The sequence below is a fragment of the Aerococcus sp. HMSC062A02 genome (genome assembly GCF_001809535.1).
Taxonomy (GTDB): Bacteria; Bacillota; Bacilli; order Lactobacillales; family Aerococcaceae; genus Aerococcus.
This window is the reverse complement of the sequence record NZ_KV797939.1, coordinates 31,897-52,228: the sequence shown is the minus strand read 5'-3', so window position 1 is coordinate 52,228 and position 20,332 is coordinate 31,897. Positions and strand designations below refer to the sequence as shown.

General features: G+C 48.9%; 20 protein-coding genes. 18 read left to right on the top strand and 2 right to left on the bottom strand.

Annotated elements, in window-relative coordinates; genetic code table 11:
- Window positions 1-2 precede the first annotated feature (2 nt).
- The gene (sppA, locus tag HMPREF2626_RS07525; RefSeq protein ID WP_070619604.1) at window positions 3-1,010 is read left to right on the top strand and encodes a signal peptide peptidase SppA; all 1,008 of its coding nucleotides are present in this window, start codon (window positions 3-5) and stop codon (window positions 1,008-1,010) included.
- Between the two features lie 2 nt (window positions 1,011-1,012).
- Window positions 1,013-1,654: an RDD family protein gene (locus tag HMPREF2626_RS07520; RefSeq protein WP_070619601.1), complete on the top strand. Its 642-nt coding sequence runs from the start codon at window positions 1,013-1,015 to the stop codon at window positions 1,652-1,654.
- Window positions 1,655-1,706: 52 nt separating this feature from the next.
- Here HMPREF2626_RS07520 and HMPREF2626_RS07515 read toward each other — a convergent pair whose 3' ends face one another.
- Entirely contained in the window at window positions 1,707-2,537 is an 831-nt protein-coding gene (locus HMPREF2626_RS07515) for a pyruvate, water dikinase regulatory protein (protein ID WP_070619599.1), read from the bottom strand.
- A 132-nt stretch (window positions 2,538-2,669) separates the two neighbouring features.
- Here HMPREF2626_RS07515 and HMPREF2626_RS07510 point away from each other — a divergent pair, with 132 nt between their 5' ends.
- The 3 genes from HMPREF2626_RS07510 (at window position 2,670) to HMPREF2626_RS07500 (ending at window position 5,944) form a co-directional block, all read left to right on the top strand.
- A complete protein-coding gene (locus HMPREF2626_RS07510; RefSeq protein ID WP_070619596.1) occupies window positions 2,670-3,104 on the top strand; it encodes a Fur family transcriptional regulator in 435 nt (144 codons plus the stop codon).
- A 142-nt stretch (window positions 3,105-3,246) separates the two neighbouring features.
- Window positions 3,247-3,426, top strand: a complete 180-nt coding sequence (locus tag HMPREF2626_RS07505) for a hypothetical protein (RefSeq protein WP_070619593.1) — start codon at window positions 3,247-3,249, stop codon at window positions 3,424-3,426.
- Window positions 3,427-3,793: 367 nt separating this feature from the next.
- Complete coding sequence (locus HMPREF2626_RS07500) at window positions 3,794-5,944, top strand: beta-glucosidase family protein (protein WP_070619590.1); 2,151 nt, start codon at window positions 3,794-3,796, stop codon at window positions 5,942-5,944.
- A gap of 201 nt (window positions 5,945-6,145) precedes the next feature.
- Here HMPREF2626_RS07500 and HMPREF2626_RS07495 read toward each other — a convergent pair whose 3' ends face one another.
- On the bottom strand, window positions 6,146-7,111 hold the full coding sequence (locus tag HMPREF2626_RS07495; RefSeq protein ID WP_070619587.1) for a 2-keto-3-deoxygluconate permease: 966 nt from the start codon (window positions 7,109-7,111) through the stop codon (window positions 6,146-6,148).
- A gap of 198 nt (window positions 7,112-7,309) precedes the next feature.
- Between HMPREF2626_RS07495 and rpsU the strand changes: the two genes are divergently transcribed.
- The 13 genes from rpsU (at window position 7,310) to HMPREF2626_RS07430 (ending at window position 20,197) form a co-directional block, all read left to right on the top strand.
- Window positions 7,310-7,483 carry a 30S ribosomal protein S21 gene (rpsU, locus tag HMPREF2626_RS07490; protein WP_070619792.1) on the top strand — a complete coding sequence of 58 codons (174 nt, stop codon included), beginning with the start codon at window positions 7,310-7,312 and terminating at the stop codon, window positions 7,481-7,483.
- Window positions 7,484-7,513: 30 nt separating this feature from the next.
- The gene (locus tag HMPREF2626_RS07485) at window positions 7,514-7,957 is read left to right on the top strand and encodes a GatB/YqeY domain-containing protein (RefSeq protein WP_070619584.1); all 444 of its coding nucleotides are present in this window, start codon (window positions 7,514-7,516) and stop codon (window positions 7,955-7,957) included.
- Window positions 7,958-8,105: 148 nt separating this feature from the next.
- The gene (locus HMPREF2626_RS07480) at window positions 8,106-9,053 is read left to right on the top strand and encodes a PhoH family protein (protein ID WP_070619581.1); all 948 of its coding nucleotides are present in this window, start codon (window positions 8,106-8,108) and stop codon (window positions 9,051-9,053) included.
- A 25-nt stretch (window positions 9,054-9,078) separates the two neighbouring features.
- Window positions 9,079-9,558: an rRNA maturation RNase YbeY gene (gene ybeY, locus HMPREF2626_RS07475; RefSeq protein ID WP_070619578.1), complete on the top strand. Its 480-nt coding sequence runs from the start codon at window positions 9,079-9,081 to the stop codon at window positions 9,556-9,558.
- The gene (locus HMPREF2626_RS07470) at window positions 9,536-9,925 is read left to right on the top strand and encodes a diacylglycerol kinase (protein ID WP_246818946.1); all 390 of its coding nucleotides are present in this window, start codon (window positions 9,536-9,538) and stop codon (window positions 9,923-9,925) included. Before ybeY ends, HMPREF2626_RS07470 begins: the two co-directional genes overlap by 23 nt.
- A gap of 17 nt (window positions 9,926-9,942) precedes the next feature.
- Window positions 9,943-10,860, top strand: a complete 918-nt coding sequence (gene era, locus HMPREF2626_RS07465) for a GTPase Era (protein ID WP_070619572.1) — start codon at window positions 9,943-9,945, stop codon at window positions 10,858-10,860.
- Between the two features lie 17 nt (window positions 10,861-10,877).
- On the top strand, window positions 10,878-11,660 hold the full coding sequence (gene recO / locus HMPREF2626_RS07460; protein ID WP_070619569.1) for a DNA repair protein RecO: 783 nt from the start codon (window positions 10,878-10,880) through the stop codon (window positions 11,658-11,660).
- Between the two features lie 237 nt (window positions 11,661-11,897).
- Complete coding sequence (glyQ, locus tag HMPREF2626_RS07455) at window positions 11,898-12,824, top strand: glycine--tRNA ligase subunit alpha (protein WP_070619566.1); 927 nt, start codon at window positions 11,898-11,900, stop codon at window positions 12,822-12,824.
- Window positions 12,817-14,898, top strand: coding sequence for a glycine--tRNA ligase subunit beta (gene glyS, locus HMPREF2626_RS07450; protein ID WP_070619562.1), 2,082 nt, complete (start codon window positions 12,817-12,819; stop codon window positions 14,896-14,898). The genes glyQ and glyS overlap by 8 nt, the downstream gene beginning before the upstream one ends.
- Window positions 14,899-14,937: 39 nt before the next feature.
- Entirely contained in the window at window positions 14,938-16,275 is a 1,338-nt protein-coding gene (obgE, locus tag HMPREF2626_RS07445; RefSeq protein WP_070619559.1) for a GTPase ObgE, read from the top strand.
- 129 nt (window positions 16,276-16,404) lie between these two features.
- Window positions 16,405-17,331, top strand: coding sequence for a ribonuclease Z (gene rnz / locus HMPREF2626_RS07440; RefSeq protein WP_070619556.1), 927 nt, complete (start codon window positions 16,405-16,407; stop codon window positions 17,329-17,331).
- 15 nt (window positions 17,332-17,346) lie between these two features.
- A complete protein-coding gene (gene recJ / locus HMPREF2626_RS07435) occupies window positions 17,347-19,674 on the top strand; it encodes a single-stranded-DNA-specific exonuclease RecJ (protein ID WP_070619553.1) in 2,328 nt (775 codons plus the stop codon).
- Window positions 19,675-19,684: 10 nt separating this feature from the next.
- Complete coding sequence (locus HMPREF2626_RS07430; protein ID WP_070619550.1) at window positions 19,685-20,197, top strand: adenine phosphoribosyltransferase; 513 nt, start codon at window positions 19,685-19,687, stop codon at window positions 20,195-20,197.
- Window positions 20,198-20,332 lie beyond the last annotated feature (135 nt).

The following is a 20,332-nucleotide window of genomic DNA, read 5'->3' as shown; positions in this document are numbered from 1 at the left end:
AAATGAAAGCCAAATCATGGATTTTGGTCATTGTGGCTGCTTTACTCTTGATTCTCGGACTTGCTAGCCGCCGACAAAGCCAAGAGCGGCTTAAAGAAGTCAATTGGGAGGAATTGAGCAAGCCCTTTGCGGGTAAGGAGGAGGTCCTTGAGAGCGGCAATCCGAGTCAACGGATTGCCGTCCTCAAGGTGGAAGGTACTATAGCAGATACAGGCGATGGCTCAAGCTTGCAAGGCCCTGGTTACCGCCACCAGGAAGTCCTGGACCAGATTGCTGACCTCAAGGAAGACGACAGCGTTAAGGCCTTGCTCCTAGTTGTCGATTCTCCAGGTGGGACCACCTACCACAGCCAGGAACTCTACCGCGCCCTTAAAGACTTAAAAGACGACCGCCAGCTGCCTATCTATGTCAGCATGGGCTCGATGGCAGCCAGCGGGGGCTATATGATCTCCATGGCAGGGGATAAGATCTTTGCCGATAACAATACAACTACCGGCTCTATTGGGGTCATCATGTCCTCGCTCAATGTCAAGGACTTCATGGACGAGCACGGCTTCAAAATGGAAGTCTACAAGTCTGGTGACCAGAAGGATATGGGCAGTCCCTTCAAGGATGCTTCTGACGAAGAGAAGAAGATCTTTGATGGCCTGATCAAGGAATCCTACGACGAATTCGTCCGCATTGTCGCGGATGGGCGAGGCATGGATGAAGACCAAGTCCGCAAATTAGCGGATGGGCGGGTTTATTCCGGCAAGCAGGCGAAGGATAATGGCCTCATCGATGAGATGGGCTACCAAGCCGACGCCCTAGCTGCCCTCAAAAAGGACCAATCCTTAGAAGAAGCTGAAGTCGTTGATGTAACACCTAAGGCTTCCGAAATGGACTCCATCCTCGGCCTCTTCTCCAAATCCTTGGATCTCAAAAGCGCCATCCCTAACTGGGACACTCTCCAAGGCCAGGCCCTCCACCAAAACACCCCTCAAGCCTACTATCTCTACGGAGGTGTTTAAAGATGGCCAAGGAAAGAGATGACAAGCTCCAAGGACCTCTGCCCCAACTCAATGACCAGCTCTACCACGGCCGTTTAGAAGGAGAGGCAGAGGCTGTCCGACATGATAAGCAAAAGAAGGCCCAGAAACTATCGGGCCAAGACCTACTCATGTCCTACCGCCGCCATGTCGACCGCAACCTGGTCAACGGCTTTAGCCGCAAACTCTATGCTGGCTTTTGGATCCGGCTCTGGGCCTTTCTCGTGGACCTGATCTTTGTGGGGGCCCTCCAAGCCATCCTCTTGGCCTGTGTCCTGACCTTTCTGCCTGATGCCTACCTGGTTCAGTGGCCCTTAGTAAAGTATTTAGCGTGGCAGTTAGTTTTAGTGGTCTACTTTAGCCTGGCCTCATATCTATTAAACGGCCAGACCCTGGGCAAGGCCCTCTTCAAGCTACAAGTTGTTAAGGCGGACCAGTACCGCTTGAATTTTGGCACTTGTTTTGTCCGCGAGGGTTTAGGCAAGCTGATCCTAAGCAATTTGCCCATTCTCGGCCTCTTTGTGGTCGTTACGCCTAAGCGGCAGAATTTCATGGACTTCTTTACCGACACCAATGTCGTCGCCCTAGACCAATTCCGCTTCCTCTATGAAGAGAATCGGATTTAAGCGCTAAAAAGGCCGCCTAGTCACTGTTTAAGTGTGACTAGGCGGCCTTTTTCTAATCTTCAACCTCTTTTTCTTGGAAATTGAGGAACATGAGAATGAGGGTGGCGGTTTCTTCGATGCTCCGGTCGGCAACATTGATGACCGGGCAGCCGAGTTCAGCGTAAATCTGATCTGCATAGTCCAGTTCTTTTTGGATACGCTGGTCGTCACTATAGCGGCCCAGCTCTTGGATACCATAAGAGCGGAGGCGTTCCCTTCGAAACTTGTTGAGGACATTGACATCATTGGTTAGTCCGATTATTTTTTTAGGGTCAACTTCATAGAGCTCTTCGGGTAAGTGGGCTTCGGGAACTAGGGGGAGGTTGGTGACCCTGTAGCCCTGGTTGGCGAGAAAGAGACTGAGCGGAGTCTTCGAGGTCCGGGAAATCCCTAAGAGGACAATATCCGCCTTCTTGAAGTCAGCGGGGTGCTTGCCATCATCGTTCTTGACTGCGAATTCAATGGCTTCGATCCGCCGGTAGTAGTCCTTGTCCAAGGCCTTCTTATTGCCTGGTTTCTGCCGGGGAGCCTGGTCCGCTTCCTTAGCGATATGTTGGACGAGGGGATCGATTAAGTTGTAGTAGAAGAGGTCATTAGCCTCACAGTAGTTACTGGCCATTTCCTCTAATTCTTGCTTGATAAAGGTGGAAATAATGCTAGCCTGGCAGTCTTTAGCTGATTTCAGAATCCGTTTGAGATAGTCCGTATACTGGACAAAGGGAAAGATGCGCACCTTGTATTCGATATTCGGAAACTGGACAAAGGCGTTGTTCAAGGCATCCTTAGCAATGGTTCCCACTGCATCGGATAGGACATAAAAAATTTTTGTTTGGTCTTCACTCATAGACTTCACCCTCCATTGATAGTGGCCCCATTATAGCATAGCTGAGGAGCCGGGCCCAGCCTAAGACAAATGAATTATTAGTCATCTAAGCCTATCCTGTGTTATAATCAGGTCACAAAAGGGGGCTTAATGATGACAAATTTTGTGACGGAGTCCATGGATGAACTCAAAGATGCGGGCTACAAGTATACCCAAAGACGGGCTGATCTCTTAGCGGCTTTTGACCAAGCAGAGGGCCAGTATTTGACCGCTAAAGAAGTCCAACAGGCTATGGAAGACAAGTATCCGGGGATGAGCTTCGACACCATCTACCGCAACCTGAAGCTCTTCAGTGACTTTCATTTCTTAGAAGAAACTGATGTGAACGGGGAAATGTTATTCCGCAAGCACTGCGACCCTGAAATTGGCCACCACCACCACTTCATCTGTGAGAACTGCGGCCGCGCTTTCCCGCTTGAAATGTGCCCCTTGGATTTCTTCTCCGACCAGGTGCCCGGCGCCGAAATCCACAGCCACGATTTCAAGATTATGGGCCTGTGCGCAGACTGCAGTAAGCAAAAGAAATAAGAGGGAAATTCAGGACTAAAGGCTTGAGGAGTCACAATCAAATGGAAAAGCTAGACGGCTTCTATTTCTGACTCTTCATTTTAGCTTTAATTCTTTGAAAGCGTAGATAATAGAAGTCATAAAAATCCAGGGGGTGGTTGACATGAAAAATAAATACCATGCTTTTGTGCTAGTGATTGTACTTGGTCTGTTGATTTTCGGATCGCCCTTTTTTCAAGATAAAATTGTCAATTTTATCTTTGGGCTAATTGTTATCTTGGCTAGTGGGGGTTTGATGGCCCTAGCAGAAGGCGATATCAGAAAGAATAGCAGGAAAAATTAATTAACAGCTGTTGCCTTTTGCTCCTTTAGCTCATAACAGTAAATCTCATTTAGAACTTAAATTCAGACTTTATTTTTGTTTAAGAAATTTAAAGAGACTGGGACAAAAAAGTTCCAACCTCTTTTTAAAAAACGAACTTTTTTCAAAGATCTGTTCCAAAAGTCAGACCTGACATCCACTTCACGAACTATGTCCAATCGTTTGCAAACGATTGGACATAGTTCGCTCCAGTGGTTCAGCCCTGAACGACTTTTGTCACACTCTTTTTTAACAGCTTAAGATTCTGTCAGGAAATGGCTTTCTTTATTAATTTATGACTATTGAGTGTTATAATGAAACTATCATAATTGGAAAAGGAGATGCGAAAATGACAGAACAAGTTTGGTTAGACGACTCCAAGTCGCCTAAGGAGCGAGCAGAAGCCCTGGTCGCTGCCATGCCTTTAGAAGATAAGATTGGGCAATTGCACGGTGGCATGAAGACCATCAACATCTACAACATTGATATGGAAGCCATGCAGAATTTATCCGAAGAAGAATATGAAGAACAGATGACCCAATTGCGGGTGGAACGCCATGTTAAAGAGAATGAAGAATTTTCAATCCCCCGCATGCGGGTGACCAATGGCCCAGTAGGCGTGGGCATGGGGGATGGCTATCCGAGCCCCAAGGCGACTGCCCTGCCGATGACTATCGGGGTGGCGGCTTCCTTCGATCCCCAGTTAGCCTATGAATATGGGGATATTATTGGGAGTGAGACTCGGACCCTGGGCCAACATGTCTTGGAAGGGCCAGCTGTTTGTCTTCACCGCCTGCCCATTTCAGGTCGGAACTTCGAATACTTCTCAGAAGATCCTTATCTCAGTGGACGCATGGGGGTAGAAGTGACCAAGGCTATCCAGAACCATGATGTGATCGCTATGGGTAAACACTTCGTCCTCAACGACCAGGAAGATGAACGCTTCCGCCACAGCGTGGAAGCTTCCGATCAAGTCATGCGGGAGCTCTACTTGCTGCCCTTTGAAATGTTAGTGAAAGACGGCAAAATTTCTTCAATTATGAGCTCTTACAACCGGATCCGTGGGGTCTATGGGACGGAATACCGGGAAACCCTAACCGAAATTCTTCGCCATGAATGGGACTTTGAGGGCTATGTTCAGTCCGACTTCTGGTCTACCCGATCAGCTGCCCCTTCGCTCAACGCTGGACTAGACTTGGAGATGCCTGATGCCAAGTGGTTCAATGAAGACAATATCAAGGCGGCCCTTGAAGACCAAAGCCTGGAAGAAAAGACTATTGACCGGGCTCTTATCCGTCGCTTTACCCAAATGTTCCGCTTCAACCAGTTCGATTGGGAATATAATCCTGGTGAAATCGATGCTAAGGGCCATGGCGAACGCGCTCGTAAGATCGGTCAAGCTTCAGCTGTCTTGCTCAAGAACGATAAGAAGCTTTTACCTGTGGAACCTGCTGACTACGACCACATCCTCTTGGTCGGTCAAGAAAAATTCGCTGGCCAAGCCTGCAATGGGGGTGGGGGTTCTTCCAAGGTTGAACCAATCTATACAGTTAAACCTGAAGACGGTTTGAAAGATGTTCTGAGTGACCTAGGTGCTAAGACTGAGCTCGAGACCGTAATCGTAGCAGATAATCTCTCTAATATTGAAGAGGCCCTGGCAAAGGCTAAAGAGGCTGACTTGGTCATTATTATGGCAGGAATTGTGGCTTCTGAAGGCTTTGACCTGGCCAAACCGAGTCTGCCTAACCAACAAGATATCATGGTGGAACAGCTCCTTGCAGTTAATTCCCAAAGCATCTTAGTCCTAAAAGATTCCACGCCCGTCCTCATGCCTTGGATTGACGACGCCCACACGGTCCTTGAAACCTGGAACCAGGGGACAGAAGATGGCCATGTGGCAGCTGACTTGATCTTTGGTTTAGCTAATCCTTCAGGTAAGGTGCCAACCACTTATGCTAAGCGCGAAGAAGACTTGCTCTACTACGACCATCCTGAACGCCATCCGGGTGTTGATGAAGGGGACGGCTATCCTGTTATCCGTTACTCAGAAGGGCTTGAGATGGGCTATCGCTGGTACCAAGCCAATGACATCGAACCGCTCTTCCCCTTCGGCTACGGTTTGTCCTATACCGACTTTGAAGTGACAGATGTCGAGTTGAAGCGGACAGAAGACCAAGCTAAGGATGCAGCTTTTGAAGTCACAGCTACCGTCAGCAATACCGGCGATCGTGACGGGGCCGAAGTGGTCCAAGTTTACCTTGGCATCCCACAAGACCAACAGCCACCTAAGCGCTTGATCGCCTTCCAAAAGGTTCAGCTAGAAGCTGGCCATTCAAAAGCCATCTCCATCACTATCGATCCTAAGGCAAGTCACCATCCGCTATCCGTATGGGATCGGGGCGCCCATGATTTTGTGATTCCAAATGGTGACTTTACCCTCTACGTCGGCACCTCCAGCGAAGACAATAGCGCTAGCTTTAACTTCACCATTGAAGATTAAGAGTGTGCCTGGTGGCTACTATAGGTGGTAAGCGCCTAAGGCATAGGCTAGCAGAGGGCTAGACTTGTTCTTAGTTCTCTAAATCTTTAATAAGTAGCTTTAAAAGACCAATGGATGCCCAGCACGCTGATAGGAAAAGATTAATTGATAACAAAAAGGCTCCCCGTCAATTGAGTGACGGGGAGCCTTTGCTTACTTCATTTAGACTTTTTTTGCTTCTTTGAGCTCCGTATGTTGATCTTGACCGGGGTGACCAAAGAGCCGTTTAGCAATAATTGGGGTGAGGATACTTGAAATCACAACCCCGAAGGCAATTTGGGCGGTTGCTGCATCCACATAGGCTTGGTAGGCCGGATTGGTCGCCCCAATTAAGGCTGGAACAGAGACTGACATCCCGGCGATGGTCGACATGGCGAGAGAAGTTACGCCATCCTTCTTTAAGACATAGCGTTCAACGAGGACTAAGATCACAACCATTGGAATGTAGAAGAGGAGAGTGAGAAGGATCCCTTGGCCGCCCGCTTTGAGGGCATTGACCAGGTTAATATTAGCTCCGAAAGCCCAACCCATGAAAGGAAGGGAGAGGGCCGCCCCAGGCTTGAGGAAGTCGGCCAATTTCTGGTCGGTATTGCCGATGATGACCCCGAGGATAACTGGAATCAAGGTTGAAATAATCGGCATCCAGTTAATAGGCGTTGCTTGGGAAACAGAGAAAACTAACATGGGATAAGCTGGCGTACAGAGAACAGCAAGTAAACCAAAAGCAGCTGAGTCGCTTTCCGTCCCGTATTCTTCTTCTAAGGCTAAGAAGAGGGAGGGGTTTGTCGATGCGATAGTTGTAATATAGGCAATGGCAGAGATGCCGAAGATACCTGGCAAACCAAAGAACTTGAAGAAGAGAAAGCCCAGTAGAACATTCAGAATAATTTTACAGAGGATCAAAATCCCTTCTTTTTTGAGGACTACCCGGATGGTATTGAGCTTGAGAGTTGTGCCGGAACACAAGCAGGCAAAACCAATAATATAGTTCAAACCTTTCGAGGTAAAGAGGGCCTCCGTTGCCCCACCAATTTCAAAAAGGCCGGGGAAGAAGGTACAAAAAAGAGCGCTGATCAGCATCGGGACTAGGAGCAGACCGCCCGGTACATTTTTCATCAATTTAAACATGTCCATCTCTCATTTCTATCACTATATTTTTAATTAATTATAACATAATGCCTTCAAAATTGTTGTAATAAAAGGAATAATCGCTGTTTTGAAAAAAACTTCAAGTAAAAATTGACGGCAGAGAAGAAAAAAGCTATAATGAACGATGTACATTTTCAATGGGAAAATGACAGGTTGAAACGAGGGGAGGTATTGTTCATGTCAAAAACTGTAGTTCGTAAAAACGAATCTCTCGATGATGCTCTTCGTCGCTTCAAACGCACGGTTTCTAAGTCAGGTACTTTACAAGAAGCACGCAAACGTGAATATTACGAAAAACCATCAGTTCGTCGTAAGAAAAAATCGGAAGCTGCTCGTAAACGTAAATACTAATTTATATATGAGCTGATAGGAGGCGAATTCATGGCACTTATTGATGAATTAAATCAAGATATCAAACAAGCCATGAAAGCTAAAGATAAGACAGCCTTATCTGTCTTGAGAATGCTTAAGGGTTCAGTTCAAAACGAAGAAATCAACGAAGGCGGATCTTTAACTGAGGACCAGGAAATGACCGTGCTTTCTCGTGAGTTGAAGCAACGCAAGGACTCGATTTCGGAATTTCGGGCAGCCGGTCGCGAAGACTTGGCTGAGAAGACTGAAGCTGAACTAGGCTATGTTGAAAAGTATTTACCTAAGCAATTAAACCGCGATGAGATTGAAGCAGTAGTTAAGGATCTTATCCAAGATACTAATGCCCAATCCAAAGCTGACTTTGGTAAGGTAATGGGCCAGGCAGTTGCTCGCATGAAAGGGCAGGCTGCGGGGGCAGAAATTCAACAAGTCGTCAAAGAATTATTAAAATAATTCCAAAAGGCAGGTCAACTGCCAAAAGAAAGCTGGAGCTCTTCTTCCAGCTTTTTTCTTTGCTCAGGCTGATGACTTAATTTCATTCGTATTTTAGGCGGATATTTGGTATACTTTGAAGTAAATAGAAGAAGGAGGCCGTGCACATTTGACAGCAGCAGATGCGACATACACTTACCAGATTGATCATCCAGACATTGCCCAACAAATTTTTGGCAGCCAGGACCGCCATTTAGCTTTCTTGGAGCGGAGCTTTGAGGCAGAAGTCTTTGCCCGCGGAAATGAGGTCGTGGTGAAGGGGGAGGAAGGCCCGCAGATTATTGATTTAATCAAGACGCTAGAAGGCCTACTGCTCAAGGGCCAGATGCTTGAAGAAGCTGATATCGTGACCGCTATCAAGATGGCCAAGAAGGGGACCCTGTCTTACTTTGTCAACCTCTACGATGAAGCGATTGGGAAAACTTATGACGGTAAGGAGATTCGAGCCAAGTCAGCCGGTCAGAAGCGCTATGTCGATGCGGTGAAGAAGCATCCGGTAACTTTCGGGGTTGGACCAGCAGGGACTGGGAAGACCTATCTAGCTGTGGTCCTGGCTGTATCTGCCCTGAGAAAAGGGGAAGTCAAACGTCTTGTTCTGACCCGGCCTGCCGTTGAAGCAGGGGAGAGCCTGGGCTTCTTGCCTGGCGACTTGAAAGAGAAGGTCGACCCATATCTCCGGCCTATCTATGACGCCCTCTACGCCATTTATGGTGTGGAGCAGACCGAGCGATTGATCGAGCGTGGGGTCATTGAGATTGCACCCCTGGCTTACATGCGGGGACGGACCCTGGACGACGCCTTTGTCATCCTCGATGAGGCACAAAATACAACCATTGCCCAGATGAAGATGTTTTTAACCCGTCTCGGCTTCGGCTCCAAGATGATTGTCAACGGGGACCGGACTCAGATTGACCTTCCGCGCGGCGTCAAGTCTGGTCTGATCGATGCCCAGCACAAGCTGCAAGATCTCTCCGATATTGCCTTTGTCTCCTTTGATACGTCGGATGTGGTCCGCCATCCCGTCGTGGCTGCCATTATACAAGCCTATGAAAACTAAGATTAAATAAAAAGCAGGTGACGCCATGTTAACAATTGAATTTACGGATAAAACCCAAGCCCTTAAGCCCGAGCACTGCCAAATGGTCCAAGAGCTCTTAGCCTATGCCAGTGACTACCTGGACTTAGCTGACCAGACCGAGATGTCAGTGACTATCGTAGATGATGAAGAGATCCACCAGATCAATAAGACCTACCGCGGTGTGGACCGGCCGACTGATGTGATCAGCTTTGCTATCAATGATGAAGTAGCGGATGAATTTGAAATCCTAGAGCTTCCTGAAGGCATGCCTTATGAACTAGGGGACCTCTTCATTTCTTTAGACCGGGTCAAGGCTCAAGCTCAGGAATATGGACATAGCTTTGAACGTGAACTTGGCTTCTTGACCGTCCATGGCTTCCTCCATCTCAATGGTTATGACCATATGACGGAAGAAGACGAGAAAGAAATGTTTGCTTTGCAAAGAGAGATTCTAGATAATTATGGACTCAAACGATCAGAATAAGGAACAAGTCGGCAAAAACCGCCACTTCCTAGGGGCATTGGGGCATGCCCATGACGGCCTACGCTTTGCCCTCCACCATGAGCGGAACTTTCGCTTCCAACTGGCCATGGTTCCCTTGCTGGGGGCTTTGGGCCTATACCTCGGCTTAAAGCCCACGGAATGGGCCTTGCTCGCCCTAGCTTGTGGCCTGGTCCTTTTGGCTGAACTCTTCAATACTAGTGTGGAATGGCTCTGTGACCTGGTGGTGGGGGACCACTTCCACCCCTTGGTCAAGACCATCAAGGATGTCGCGGCAGGAAGCGTCCTCTTGATGACCCTAGTAGCTATATTTGTCGGTTTTGTTATTTTTGGTTCCTATATTCTTTAATAAAGTGAGGAAAAATTTTGAAGGAAAACACACACGATACATTTAAATCAGGCTTTATTGCCATTGTCGGTCGTCCCAATGTGGGCAAGTCGACCCTAATGAACCAAATTGTCGGCCAAAAAGTCGCCATCATGAGCGACAAGGCCCAGACAACCCGCAATAAGATCCAGGCTATCTACACCAGTTCCGACAGCCAGATGATCTTTATTGATACGCCGGGGATCCATAAGCCCAAGAATGAGTTAGATGATTACATGCTCCAGAGTGCCTACCAGGCTTTAGACGAGGTGGAAGCTATTCTCATGCTGGTCAGTGCGGACGAAAAGATCGGACCGGGTGACCGCTTTATCATGGACAAGGTCAAGGATCGGGAGAGCCCCGCTTTCCTGATCGTCAACAAGACCGATAAAGTCTCTGAGGAAGATTTGGCGGCTTATATGGCCGATATTCCTAATCCAGAAGCCTTTGAGCAAATTATCCCCATGTCTGCCCTGAATTCTGGCCAGGTGGAGGGCTTAATCGCTAAGCTGGAAGACTTATTACCGGAGGGCCCCCAGTATTATCCCGAAGACCAGCTGACTGACCACCCTGAATACTTTGTGGTCAGTGAATTGATCCGGGAACAAATCCTACAGAAGACCCGGGAAGAGATTCCCCATTCGGTGGCCGTCACTGTGGATAAGATGCAAAAGGACGAACTGGACCGGGTCCATGTCTATGCCAATATCATTGTCGAACGCAAGTCCCAAAAAGGGATTATCATCGGCAAGGGCGGCAAGATGATCAAGTCGATCGGGACAGGAGCTCGCAAGGAAATTGAAAACTTGCTAGGGTCCAAGGTCTTCTTGGAACTCTGGGTCAAGGTCGAGAAGAAGTGGCGGGACAAGAATTCCCTGCTCAAGGAATTTGGCTATAACACCAAGCAGGATTATTAGAAGCTAGAGGGGATTTTTTGCAGGCGGAAGAATTTGCAGGAATTATTCTATTTACACGCAAGCACCGGGAGAAGGACATGCTGGTCAAGATCTTCACCCGCGAATACGGCAAGCGGATGTTTTTCCTGCGCAATATCCAAAGGACCAAGAATCCTCTGCGACCAGCTGCCTTTGCCTTTGTCCGCGGTCACTTTATCGGTCAGGTTAATGCCTCGGGCCTGAGTTTCCTCAATGATGTCCGGGACAGCCTCTTTCCCCGCCTGACGACTGCGGATATTAGCGTCAATGCCTACGCCAGTTACATGACGGGGCTCCTGGACGCAGCACTGGAGGACGGGGAAGTTAATGCGATTCTCTTTGATTCGCTCTGGCAGGCTCTCGGACAGCTTGAAGCAAGCAAGGATCCAGCCGTCGTCGCTAATATCTTTGAACTCCAGCTCCTGCCCCAATTCGGGGTGGTTCCTAATCTCAAAGCCTGTGTCTTCTGCGGCCAGGCAGATACGGTCTTGGACTATTCCATGAAGTATGCGGGTTTTTTGTGCCAAAAGCACTTCGACAAGGATCCCCGCCGCTTGCATTGGACGCCGCGAACGGCTTATCTGGTCCAGCATTTGAGCCAAGTCAATCTCAGCCACCTGGGGTCTGTCAGCTTGGGAGAAGCTAATAAGCGGGCCCTCCGCTCAGCCATCGATGACCTCTACGAAGAATATGTGGGCATTCATTTAAAAAGTCGGTCCTTTATCGACCAGTTGGAAAAAATGATAAACCCTCTTGACGGTGAGGAGGGAAATCGAGTATAGTAAACGTATATATCGCATGCAAAGATAACCGAATAAGGAATTCCCTTTTTAGCGAGCCTAGTTAGTGAAAGTAGGCAACGAATTCTAAGGCAGGTTAGAGCATGTCCTGTTAAAGAGTGCCGGCGCTTTGCCGGAAATAGGGTGGAACCGCGATTGAATCGTCCCTATGCACTATTTTTTAGTGTATGGGGCTTTTTTGTTTGTTAATTTAAATTAAAGAAAAGAGGAGAAGACAAGATGAACCAAGCAGCCAATACCTTACAAGGGATGATTTTAACCTTGCATCAGTTCTGGTCCGAGCAAGGCTGCCTCATTCTGAATGCATATGATACGGAGAAGGGAGCAGGGACCATGAGTCCTTATACTATTCTCCGGGCAATTGGGCCGGAGCCATGGAATGCTAGCTATGTGGAACCCTCCCGCCGGCCAGACGATGGCCGCTATGGGGAAAACCCTAACCGGCTTTACCAACACCACCAATACCAAGTGGTGATGAAGCCCCATCCCGATAACATCCAAGAGCTCTACATCCAGAGTCTGGAACGCTTGGGCCTTGATGCCAAGGATCACGATATTCGCTTTGTTGAGGACAACTGGGAGAATCCTTCTATGGGCTGTGCCGGCCTAGGCTGGGAAGTGTGGATTGATGGGATGGAAATCACCCAATTTACCTACTTCCAACAAGTCGGGGGCTTAGATTGTCACCCAACCACCTGTGAAATTACCTACGGACTCGAGCGCCTAGCTTCCTACATCCAAGGTGTCGATAGTGTCTACGACCTGGAATGGGGCGGTGGCGTGAAATACGGTGAAATCTTCAAACAACCGGAATATGAACATTCCAAATATACCTTTGAAGAATCCACATATGAAGCCCTCTTCAAGATGTTTAACTTCTACGAAGAAGAAGCCCTCAAGCAAATTGACAACAAGCTGGTTCATCCAGCCTATGACTATATTTTGAAGTGTTCCCATACCTTCAACCTTCTTGACGCGCGCGGGGTGATTTCGACAACCGACCGCCAAGCCTATCTGAGCCGGATCCGCAACATGGCCCGGCAAGTAGCCAAACAATTTGTCGCCAACCGCAAAGCCCTGGAATATCCATTATTAAGCCGGGAAGAAGCGAAAAAATTATTAGAGGAGGACGCAGCTAATGAGTAAGCAACAGTATTTATTAGAAGTTGGTTTAGAAGAAATGCCCGCCAAATACGTGCGTCAAATCAGCCAACAATTCCAAGACCGCGTCGCTAACTTCTTAACTGAAGAGCGATTGACTTATGACGCTATTAAGGCCTTTGCCACTCCTCGCCGTTTTGCGGTTTTAGTGGATGGTTTAGCCGATAAGCAAGCTGATTTTGTTGAAACAGCTAAGGGCCCTTCAGAAAAGATTGCCAAGGATGACCAAGGAGAATGGACCAAGGCCGCCCAAGGTTTTGCCCGGGGTAAGGGCTTGTCGACTGACGACCTCTATGTAGAAGATGGCTATATCTATGCGGAAATCAAAGAAGAGGGGAAGCCCAGCCGGGAAATTCTGCCTCAAATCAGCCAATGCATCACGCAGATGACTTTCCCTGTATCCATGTACTGGTCTACCCATCGCAATTTCAAGTACATTCGGCCCATCCACTGGTTACTCTCTCTCTTAGATGATGAGGTCCTACCTTTTGAAATTTTGGGCATCCAAGCTGACCGCTACACCCGCGGTCATCGCTTCCTCGGTCATGACCAATTAACGATCGACAAGGCTTCAAATTACGAGAAACTTCTGGAACGAGACTTTGTCATTGCTGACCAGGATAAGCGTAAGGAAGTCATTGTCCAACAGATTAAAGATCTCGCTCAGACGGAAGGCGTCCAAGTCAGTCAAGATGAGGCCCTCCTAGAAGAAGTCACTCAAATTGTAGAATACCCAACCGCCTTCATCGGCAGCTTCGATGATAAGTACCTGGCCCTGCCTGATCCTGTGCTTATTACCTCGATGGCCGAACACCAACGTTACTTCTATGTGTCCGACCAAGAAGGTAACTTGCTGCCAAAATTCGTGGCCGTCCGCAACGGTAATGAAGAAGGGCTAGAAAATGTCCGCCACGGAAATGAAAAAGTCTTGGTGGCCCGCTTAGAAGATGGTCTGTTCTTTGTGGAAGAAGATAAGCAAGAATCGATCGATGACTTCGCTAAGCGTCTCAGCCATGTGACCTTCCACGCTGAAATTGGGACCATGAAGGAGAAGATGGACCGGGTCAGCCAAATCGCTAAGCTCTTATACAGCCATTGGACCATGGAAAACCTCTTTGCCGACTACTTATCGACTGACTTTGAGCCCTTGATTGAGCGGACCGGAGCCATCTATAAGTTCGACTTAGAAACTAATATCGTCAATGAATTCTCTGAACTCCAAGGGATTATGGGCGAGTACTATGCCAGAGAAGCTGGCGAGGCAGAAGAAGTTGCCGTCGCTATTCGCGAACACTACATGCCGATCGCTTCTGATGCGGCATTAGGCCAATCAGCCCTGGGGATCCTCTTCGCCATTGCCGATAAATTGGATACGATTATTAGCTTCTTTAAGATTGATCGGATTCCTTCTGGCTCAAACGATCCCTTCGCCCTGCGTCGGCAAATGATCGGGATTGTTCGTCTAATAGCAGCTGAAGAGCTCCCCTTTGATTGGGATAAGGATCTGAAAGCTATCTTAGAGGCCGTTTACCCATCCGACGACGACCAAGTTGCCTTGGCGGAAGCAGTCTATGCCTTCATGTTAGAACGCTTGAAGAATATTTTGGAACAAGAAGGTTATGCCCGGGACATTATCCAGGCTGTTTTAGGGTCTGCTAGTCACGGCATCAACCAAAAACGTGCAGCCGCTAAAACCTTAGCTGACCACCATGAGGATGAAGACTTCAAGACTGTTATCGAATCTTGGAACCGGATCCTAAATCTCAAGGATAAAATGAAAGAGTTTGATATTGACCAAGTCACAGTCTCAGCAGACCTTCTGGAAAGCGAGAGCGAAGAGGCCCTCTACCAGGCTGTGGATAGTCTCTACCTAGGGGATATGCCAGCTGACTACTACCAAGCCTTGGCTGAACTGGCACCGCTTATTGAGCAATTCTTTGAAGACAATATGGTCTTTACCGATGATGAAGCGGTTCGTAACAACCGCCTGGCTCTCCTAGAAAAAATTGGTCAGCCAGTCAAAGTACTTGCCAATACCAAGGAACTCCTAATAAAATAAGAAGTGAAATAAAGAAAAAGAAGAGAAAGGAGGCAAAAGATGTCAACCTTTTATGATTATGCTAAAATTTGGGTGAAAGCCGGCAAGGGTGGCGACGGCCTTGTCGCCTTCCTGCGTGAAAAATACCGGCCAGATGGTGGCCCTGCTGGTGGCGATGGAGGCCGCGGTGGCGATATTATATTCCAGGTGGACGAGGGGCTAAGGACCCTGCTCGACTTCCGCTATAACCGCCACTTTAAGGCCAAAGCCGGCCAGAATGGTATGACTAAAGGCCGTTATGGACGGGGCGCAGAAGACCTCATTGTTGGTGTTCCCCCAGGCACTATTGTCAAGGATTTTGATACGGGCCAAGTCTTAGCCGACCTGGTAGAAGAAGGTCAGGAAGCTATTGTTGCTAAGGGTGGCCGGGGTGGCCGGGGCAATATGAAGTTTGCCACTCACAATAACCCCGCCCCTGAAATTGCAGAGAATGGGGAACCTGGTCAAGAAAGGACCCTGCAATTGGAACTCCGGGTCCTAGCTGACGCTGGTTTGGTAGGTTTTCCTTCAGTAGGGAAATCAACCATCCTATCCATTGTTAGTGCTGCTAAACCCAAGATTGCTGACTACCATTTCACCACCCTGTCACCAAACTTAGGGGTTGTTGATCTGTCCGACCAACGTTCCTTTGTCCTGGCCGATTTGCCGGGCCTTATTGAAGGAGCTGCGGAGGGGATCGGTCTCGGTTTTCAGTTCTTGCGCCATGTGCAACGGACCAAGGTAATTCTCCATGTTGTGGATATGGGAGGCTTTGAGAACCGCGATCCCTTCGAGGACTATGTGGCCATTAATGAGGAATTGAAGACTTATGACGAGACCATCTTAGAGCGGCCAACTATCATTGTCGCTAACAAGATGGACATTCCCGAAGCGGAGCTCTATATTGAGGAATTCCGGGAGAAGTTAGCCGCATACTTTGAGGAACATTTTCCTGGTCGTGACTTGCCGGAGATCTTCCCGATTTCGGCCATTAGCCAGTCTGGTTTGAAGGACTTAATGGAAGAAACTTACCGCTTGATTCAAGAAGAAGAGGTCCGTCTGGCTCAAATCGAAGCTGAAAAAGTCGATGAAGTCGACCAAACACACAAGCTTTACCAAATCGAAGCTGAAGAACCCTATTTCAATCTGTCCTATGACCAAGCCGATAAGATGTTTGTCTTATCCGGCGACCGGATTGAAAAAGACTTCTTGATGGCCAATCTTGAATACGATGAGAGCGCCCTGCGTTTTGCGCGCAAGCTTAAGCACCATGGCGTCGACCAAGCCTTGGTTGATGCTGGAGCCCAAGCTGGGGATATCGTCCGCATTCGAGACTATGAATTTGAGTTTTTTGATTAAGGAAGATGCGATAAATACTGGGGTAGGGCGATGAGACTGGGTGCTGATGAAGCAGTTTGGTCCTAAGACCTACCCCTCTTTTATCCTCATCCTGGGCTGTGCCAAGAGGCATTTAGAAAGGTTTTTGAATTGGAATTACATTTTTTAGGAACAGGAGCTGGTGTGCCGAGTCGTCAACGCAATGTGTCTGCTCTAATGCTTAAGCTATTGGATGAAATTAATGAGATGTGGCTTTTTGACTGTGGGGAAGCCACCCAGCAGCAGATCCTCCAGACCACCCTTAAGCCAGGCAAGGTCAGTCGGGTCTTTATTACCCACCTCCACGGCGACCACCTCTATGGACTACCGGGCTTTTTAAGTTCTCGGTCCTTCCAAGGTGGGGCAGAGCGTCCCTTGACAGTCTACGGGCCTAAGGGCTTGAAGCAGTATGTCTGGACTGCGCTGAAAGTGTCCCAGTCTAAGTTGAACTACCCTCTAAAGATTGTGGAATTAGAAGGGAAGGGCCTGGCTTTTGAGGATTCTTCCTTCAAGGTGAGCTATGGACCTCTTGACCACGCTGTAGAATGTTTTGGCTACCGGGTGGAACAAGCCGACCAAGAGGGGGAACTCTTGGTTGATAAGGCCCGGGCTGCCGGAGTTCCGAATGGGCCCCTCTTAGGCAAGCTCAAACAGCGGGAAAAAGTGACCTTGGAAGATGGACGCGTCCTCGATGGCAATGACTTTGTCGGCGATAAGCAGGCGGGGAAGACGGTCACTATTTTTGGCGATACCAGGCCTTGTGACCAGGCCCTGAGCTTGGCTAAGGATGCGGACGTCTTGGTGCATGAGGCCACCTATGAGGCGGGCGAAGAGAAGATGGCCCACCGTCATTTCCATTCGACTGCCGCTCAAGCGGCCAAGCTTGCCAAAGAAGCAGGCGTTAAGCAGCTCTACCTGACCCATATTTCCTCACGCTATGTCACGGCGCCCCAGATCAAACAATTGGTCCAAGGTGCCCAAAAAATCCACCCTCAAAGCTTGGTGGTTAAAGATTTTGACCAGTTTCAGATCAAGTAGAAAGTAGGGAGATACTTGCTTAAAGCAAACTATGATTGGAAAGTAAGATCTGACCAGTTAACAGACCAAGACCTGGAGACTATTGCCCAGTTAAAGGAAGCGGTAGACCTTCCTGAATTGATGGTGAACTTGCTCTACCAGCGGGGCTTCCAAGATGAAGCCACTATCCATGGCTTCTTGGACGAAGAGCCTGTCATCCACGACCCCTTTCTCCTATCCGACATGGACCGAGCAGTGGACCGACTGATGGCTGCCATTGAAGCAGGCGAGGCCATTTTAGTCTATGGGGACTATGATGCCGATGGAATTACGGCAGCTACCATCCTCGTTGAAAGCCTGGAGAATATGGGCGCCAATGTCCATAGCTACCTACCAGACCGCTTCGTGGATGGCTATGGGCCCAATACCGAGGTTTACGACTACTATATCAAGCAAGGGATCCAAGTCATCCTTACTTGCGATAACGGAGTCAAGGGCCATGAAGCGATTGCCCATGCCCAAGCCCAGGGGGTGGATGTGATTGTTACCGACCACCACGAAATCGGTGCTAGCTTACCCGAAGCCTTTGCCATTGTCCATCCCCGCCATCCTGACCAGGCCTATCCTTTCGATGACCTGAGTGGGGCAGGGGTGGCCTTGAAGCTGGTCCAAGCCCTAACTGGAGACTTACCCGTCGACCTCTTAGACCTCTGCGCTATCGGGACAGTAGCGGACTTAGTCAGCCTCACTGATGAAAACCGGTCCTTGGTCAAGTTGGGCATCCAAGAACTTAAGCAGACCCAGCGTCTCGCCTTTATCCGGCTCTTTGAAAAACTGGAAATTAACCGGTCGGCAATTGATGAAGAGACCATCGGCTTTAAGATTGCCCCTCGGCTCAACGCCTTAGGACGGCTCTCCGATGCCAACCTAGGCCTTAGACTCTTGATGAGCTTCGATCCGGATGAAGTGGACCAACTTCTCCAAGAAATGGAAGCCATCAATGACGAACGTCGCGGCCTAGTCGACCAAATCGAAAGAGAAGCCCGGTCTCAAATTGACCAGCGCGATCATTTGGACGATATCTTAGTCTGTTGGCAGGAGGACTGGCATGAGGGCGTCTTGGGTATTGTTGCTAGCCGCCTGGTTGAGCGTTACCAACGTCCTTGTATTGTCCTCACCCATAAGACGGACCAGGATGTTTACAAGGGGTCTGGCCGGTCGATTGAGGGAGTTAACCTCTTTGACCTACTGAGCCAAGTCGACGACCTCATGCAAGCCTTTGGGGGCCACGCTATGGCAGCAGGCTTGACGGTTGCGGGTGAAAACTTTGCGAACTGGCAGTCCCAGCTCCAAGCACTCAGCCAGACTATCCATGAGATGGTTCAAAAACCTGCGCCCTTGGTCCTAGATGGCCGCATCCAGCCGGAAAGCATTAGCTTGACCAGCCTCGAAGCCTTAGACCGCCTGAAACCTTTTGGGACGGATAATCCGAAACCTAGCTTCTTGCTTGAAGCCGGTCCCTTGAACCGGGTCCAGCAGATTGGCCGCGACAAGCAGACTTTGAAATTAGGCTTAGAGGAGGCGCCTGACCTGGCCCTGATTGGTTTTCGCATGGGAGACTTGGCCCGCCAGCTCGCTGTTGGCAATAATTTAGAGGCTGCCGTTGAATTGAATATTAATGAGTGGCAGGGCAAGCGCTCGTCCCAGGCCCTTTTGATTGACTTGAGGGTGGATGAGGCCAGTGTCATTGACCTCCGCCAAGCCCGGGCCCGGGAAGAGGTCTTTGCGGTTAAAGAAGCCTTCTATCTCTTCCAGGACCCCAAGTACTTGGCAGCCTACCGCGACCAAATTCCTAGCTCGAGTCGGGCCATTTTGGTCGATGAATTGGACCAGGATCAAGGCCTAAGCTACCAGCAGGCCGTCCTCTTTGACTGCCCCTTGGTTCTAGAAGACGTGCGTCGCTTTGTTCAAGGCCAAGGGATTAAGAACCTTTATCTCTTTGCCTATTCGCCCAAGCAGGTCTACTTGAATGGCTTGCCCCAGCGCGAGGATTTTGAGCGTTACTACCGTTATCTCTTGGGCCATCCCCAACTCCCGCTTAAAGGACAGACAGGTGTCCTAGCTTCTTATCTCAAACTCGCTGAAGGACAACTCATCCTGATGACGGATATTCTTGAGGAAGCGGGTCTGGTCGCTTGGCAAGGACAGACCCTTCACATTTTGCCTGTCCAAGGCAAGGTCGACTTGAAGGCCTATCTGACCAAGTATGAGCAATTATTAAACAGTGAACAAGTTTTGCTTTATAATGATATTGAATCAATTACGAGCTACTTTTTTGCGCCAGAGCCAGCCAGTGCACCATAAGGAGGAAATTATGAATTTTGAAGACTATATTGCTAGTATTGAGAACTATCCTGAAGAAGGAGTGACTTTCCGCGACATTACCCCTCTGATGGCTGATGGGGAAGCCTTCCACGCTGCCATTGACCAGATTGTCCAGTTCGCTCAGGATAAGCAAGTCGATATGATTGTCGGACCAGAAGCGCGGGGCTTTATTGTGGGCTGTCCCGTGGCCTATCAATTAGGGATCGGCTTTGCGCCCGCTCGTAAGAAGGGCAAGCTCCCCCGCGACATCATCAGCGTAGACTATGGATTAGAATACGGGGAAAATACCCTCCAGCTCCATAAAGATGCTGTTAAGCCCGGCCAGCGCGTCCTCATCGTCGATGACCTCCTAGCAACCGGAGGCACCATCCAAGCCACCACCCAATTAGTGGAAAAACTCGGCGGCCAAGTCGTCGGCGCAGCCTTCATTATTGAACTAGAAGCCCTCAAAGGCAGAGAAAAAATCCCCAACCTAGACATCTTTAAAATACTGACTTATTAGAAAAGGGTGTGAGCAAGAGCGTTCAGACTTGAATGATTGGAGGCTCATCGAAAAAGACTGACGCTAGTCAGACGTTTCGATGGGCAGAAATCACTTCAAGTCTGCTCTTGCGAACCCAACTAGATAAGGGTGTGA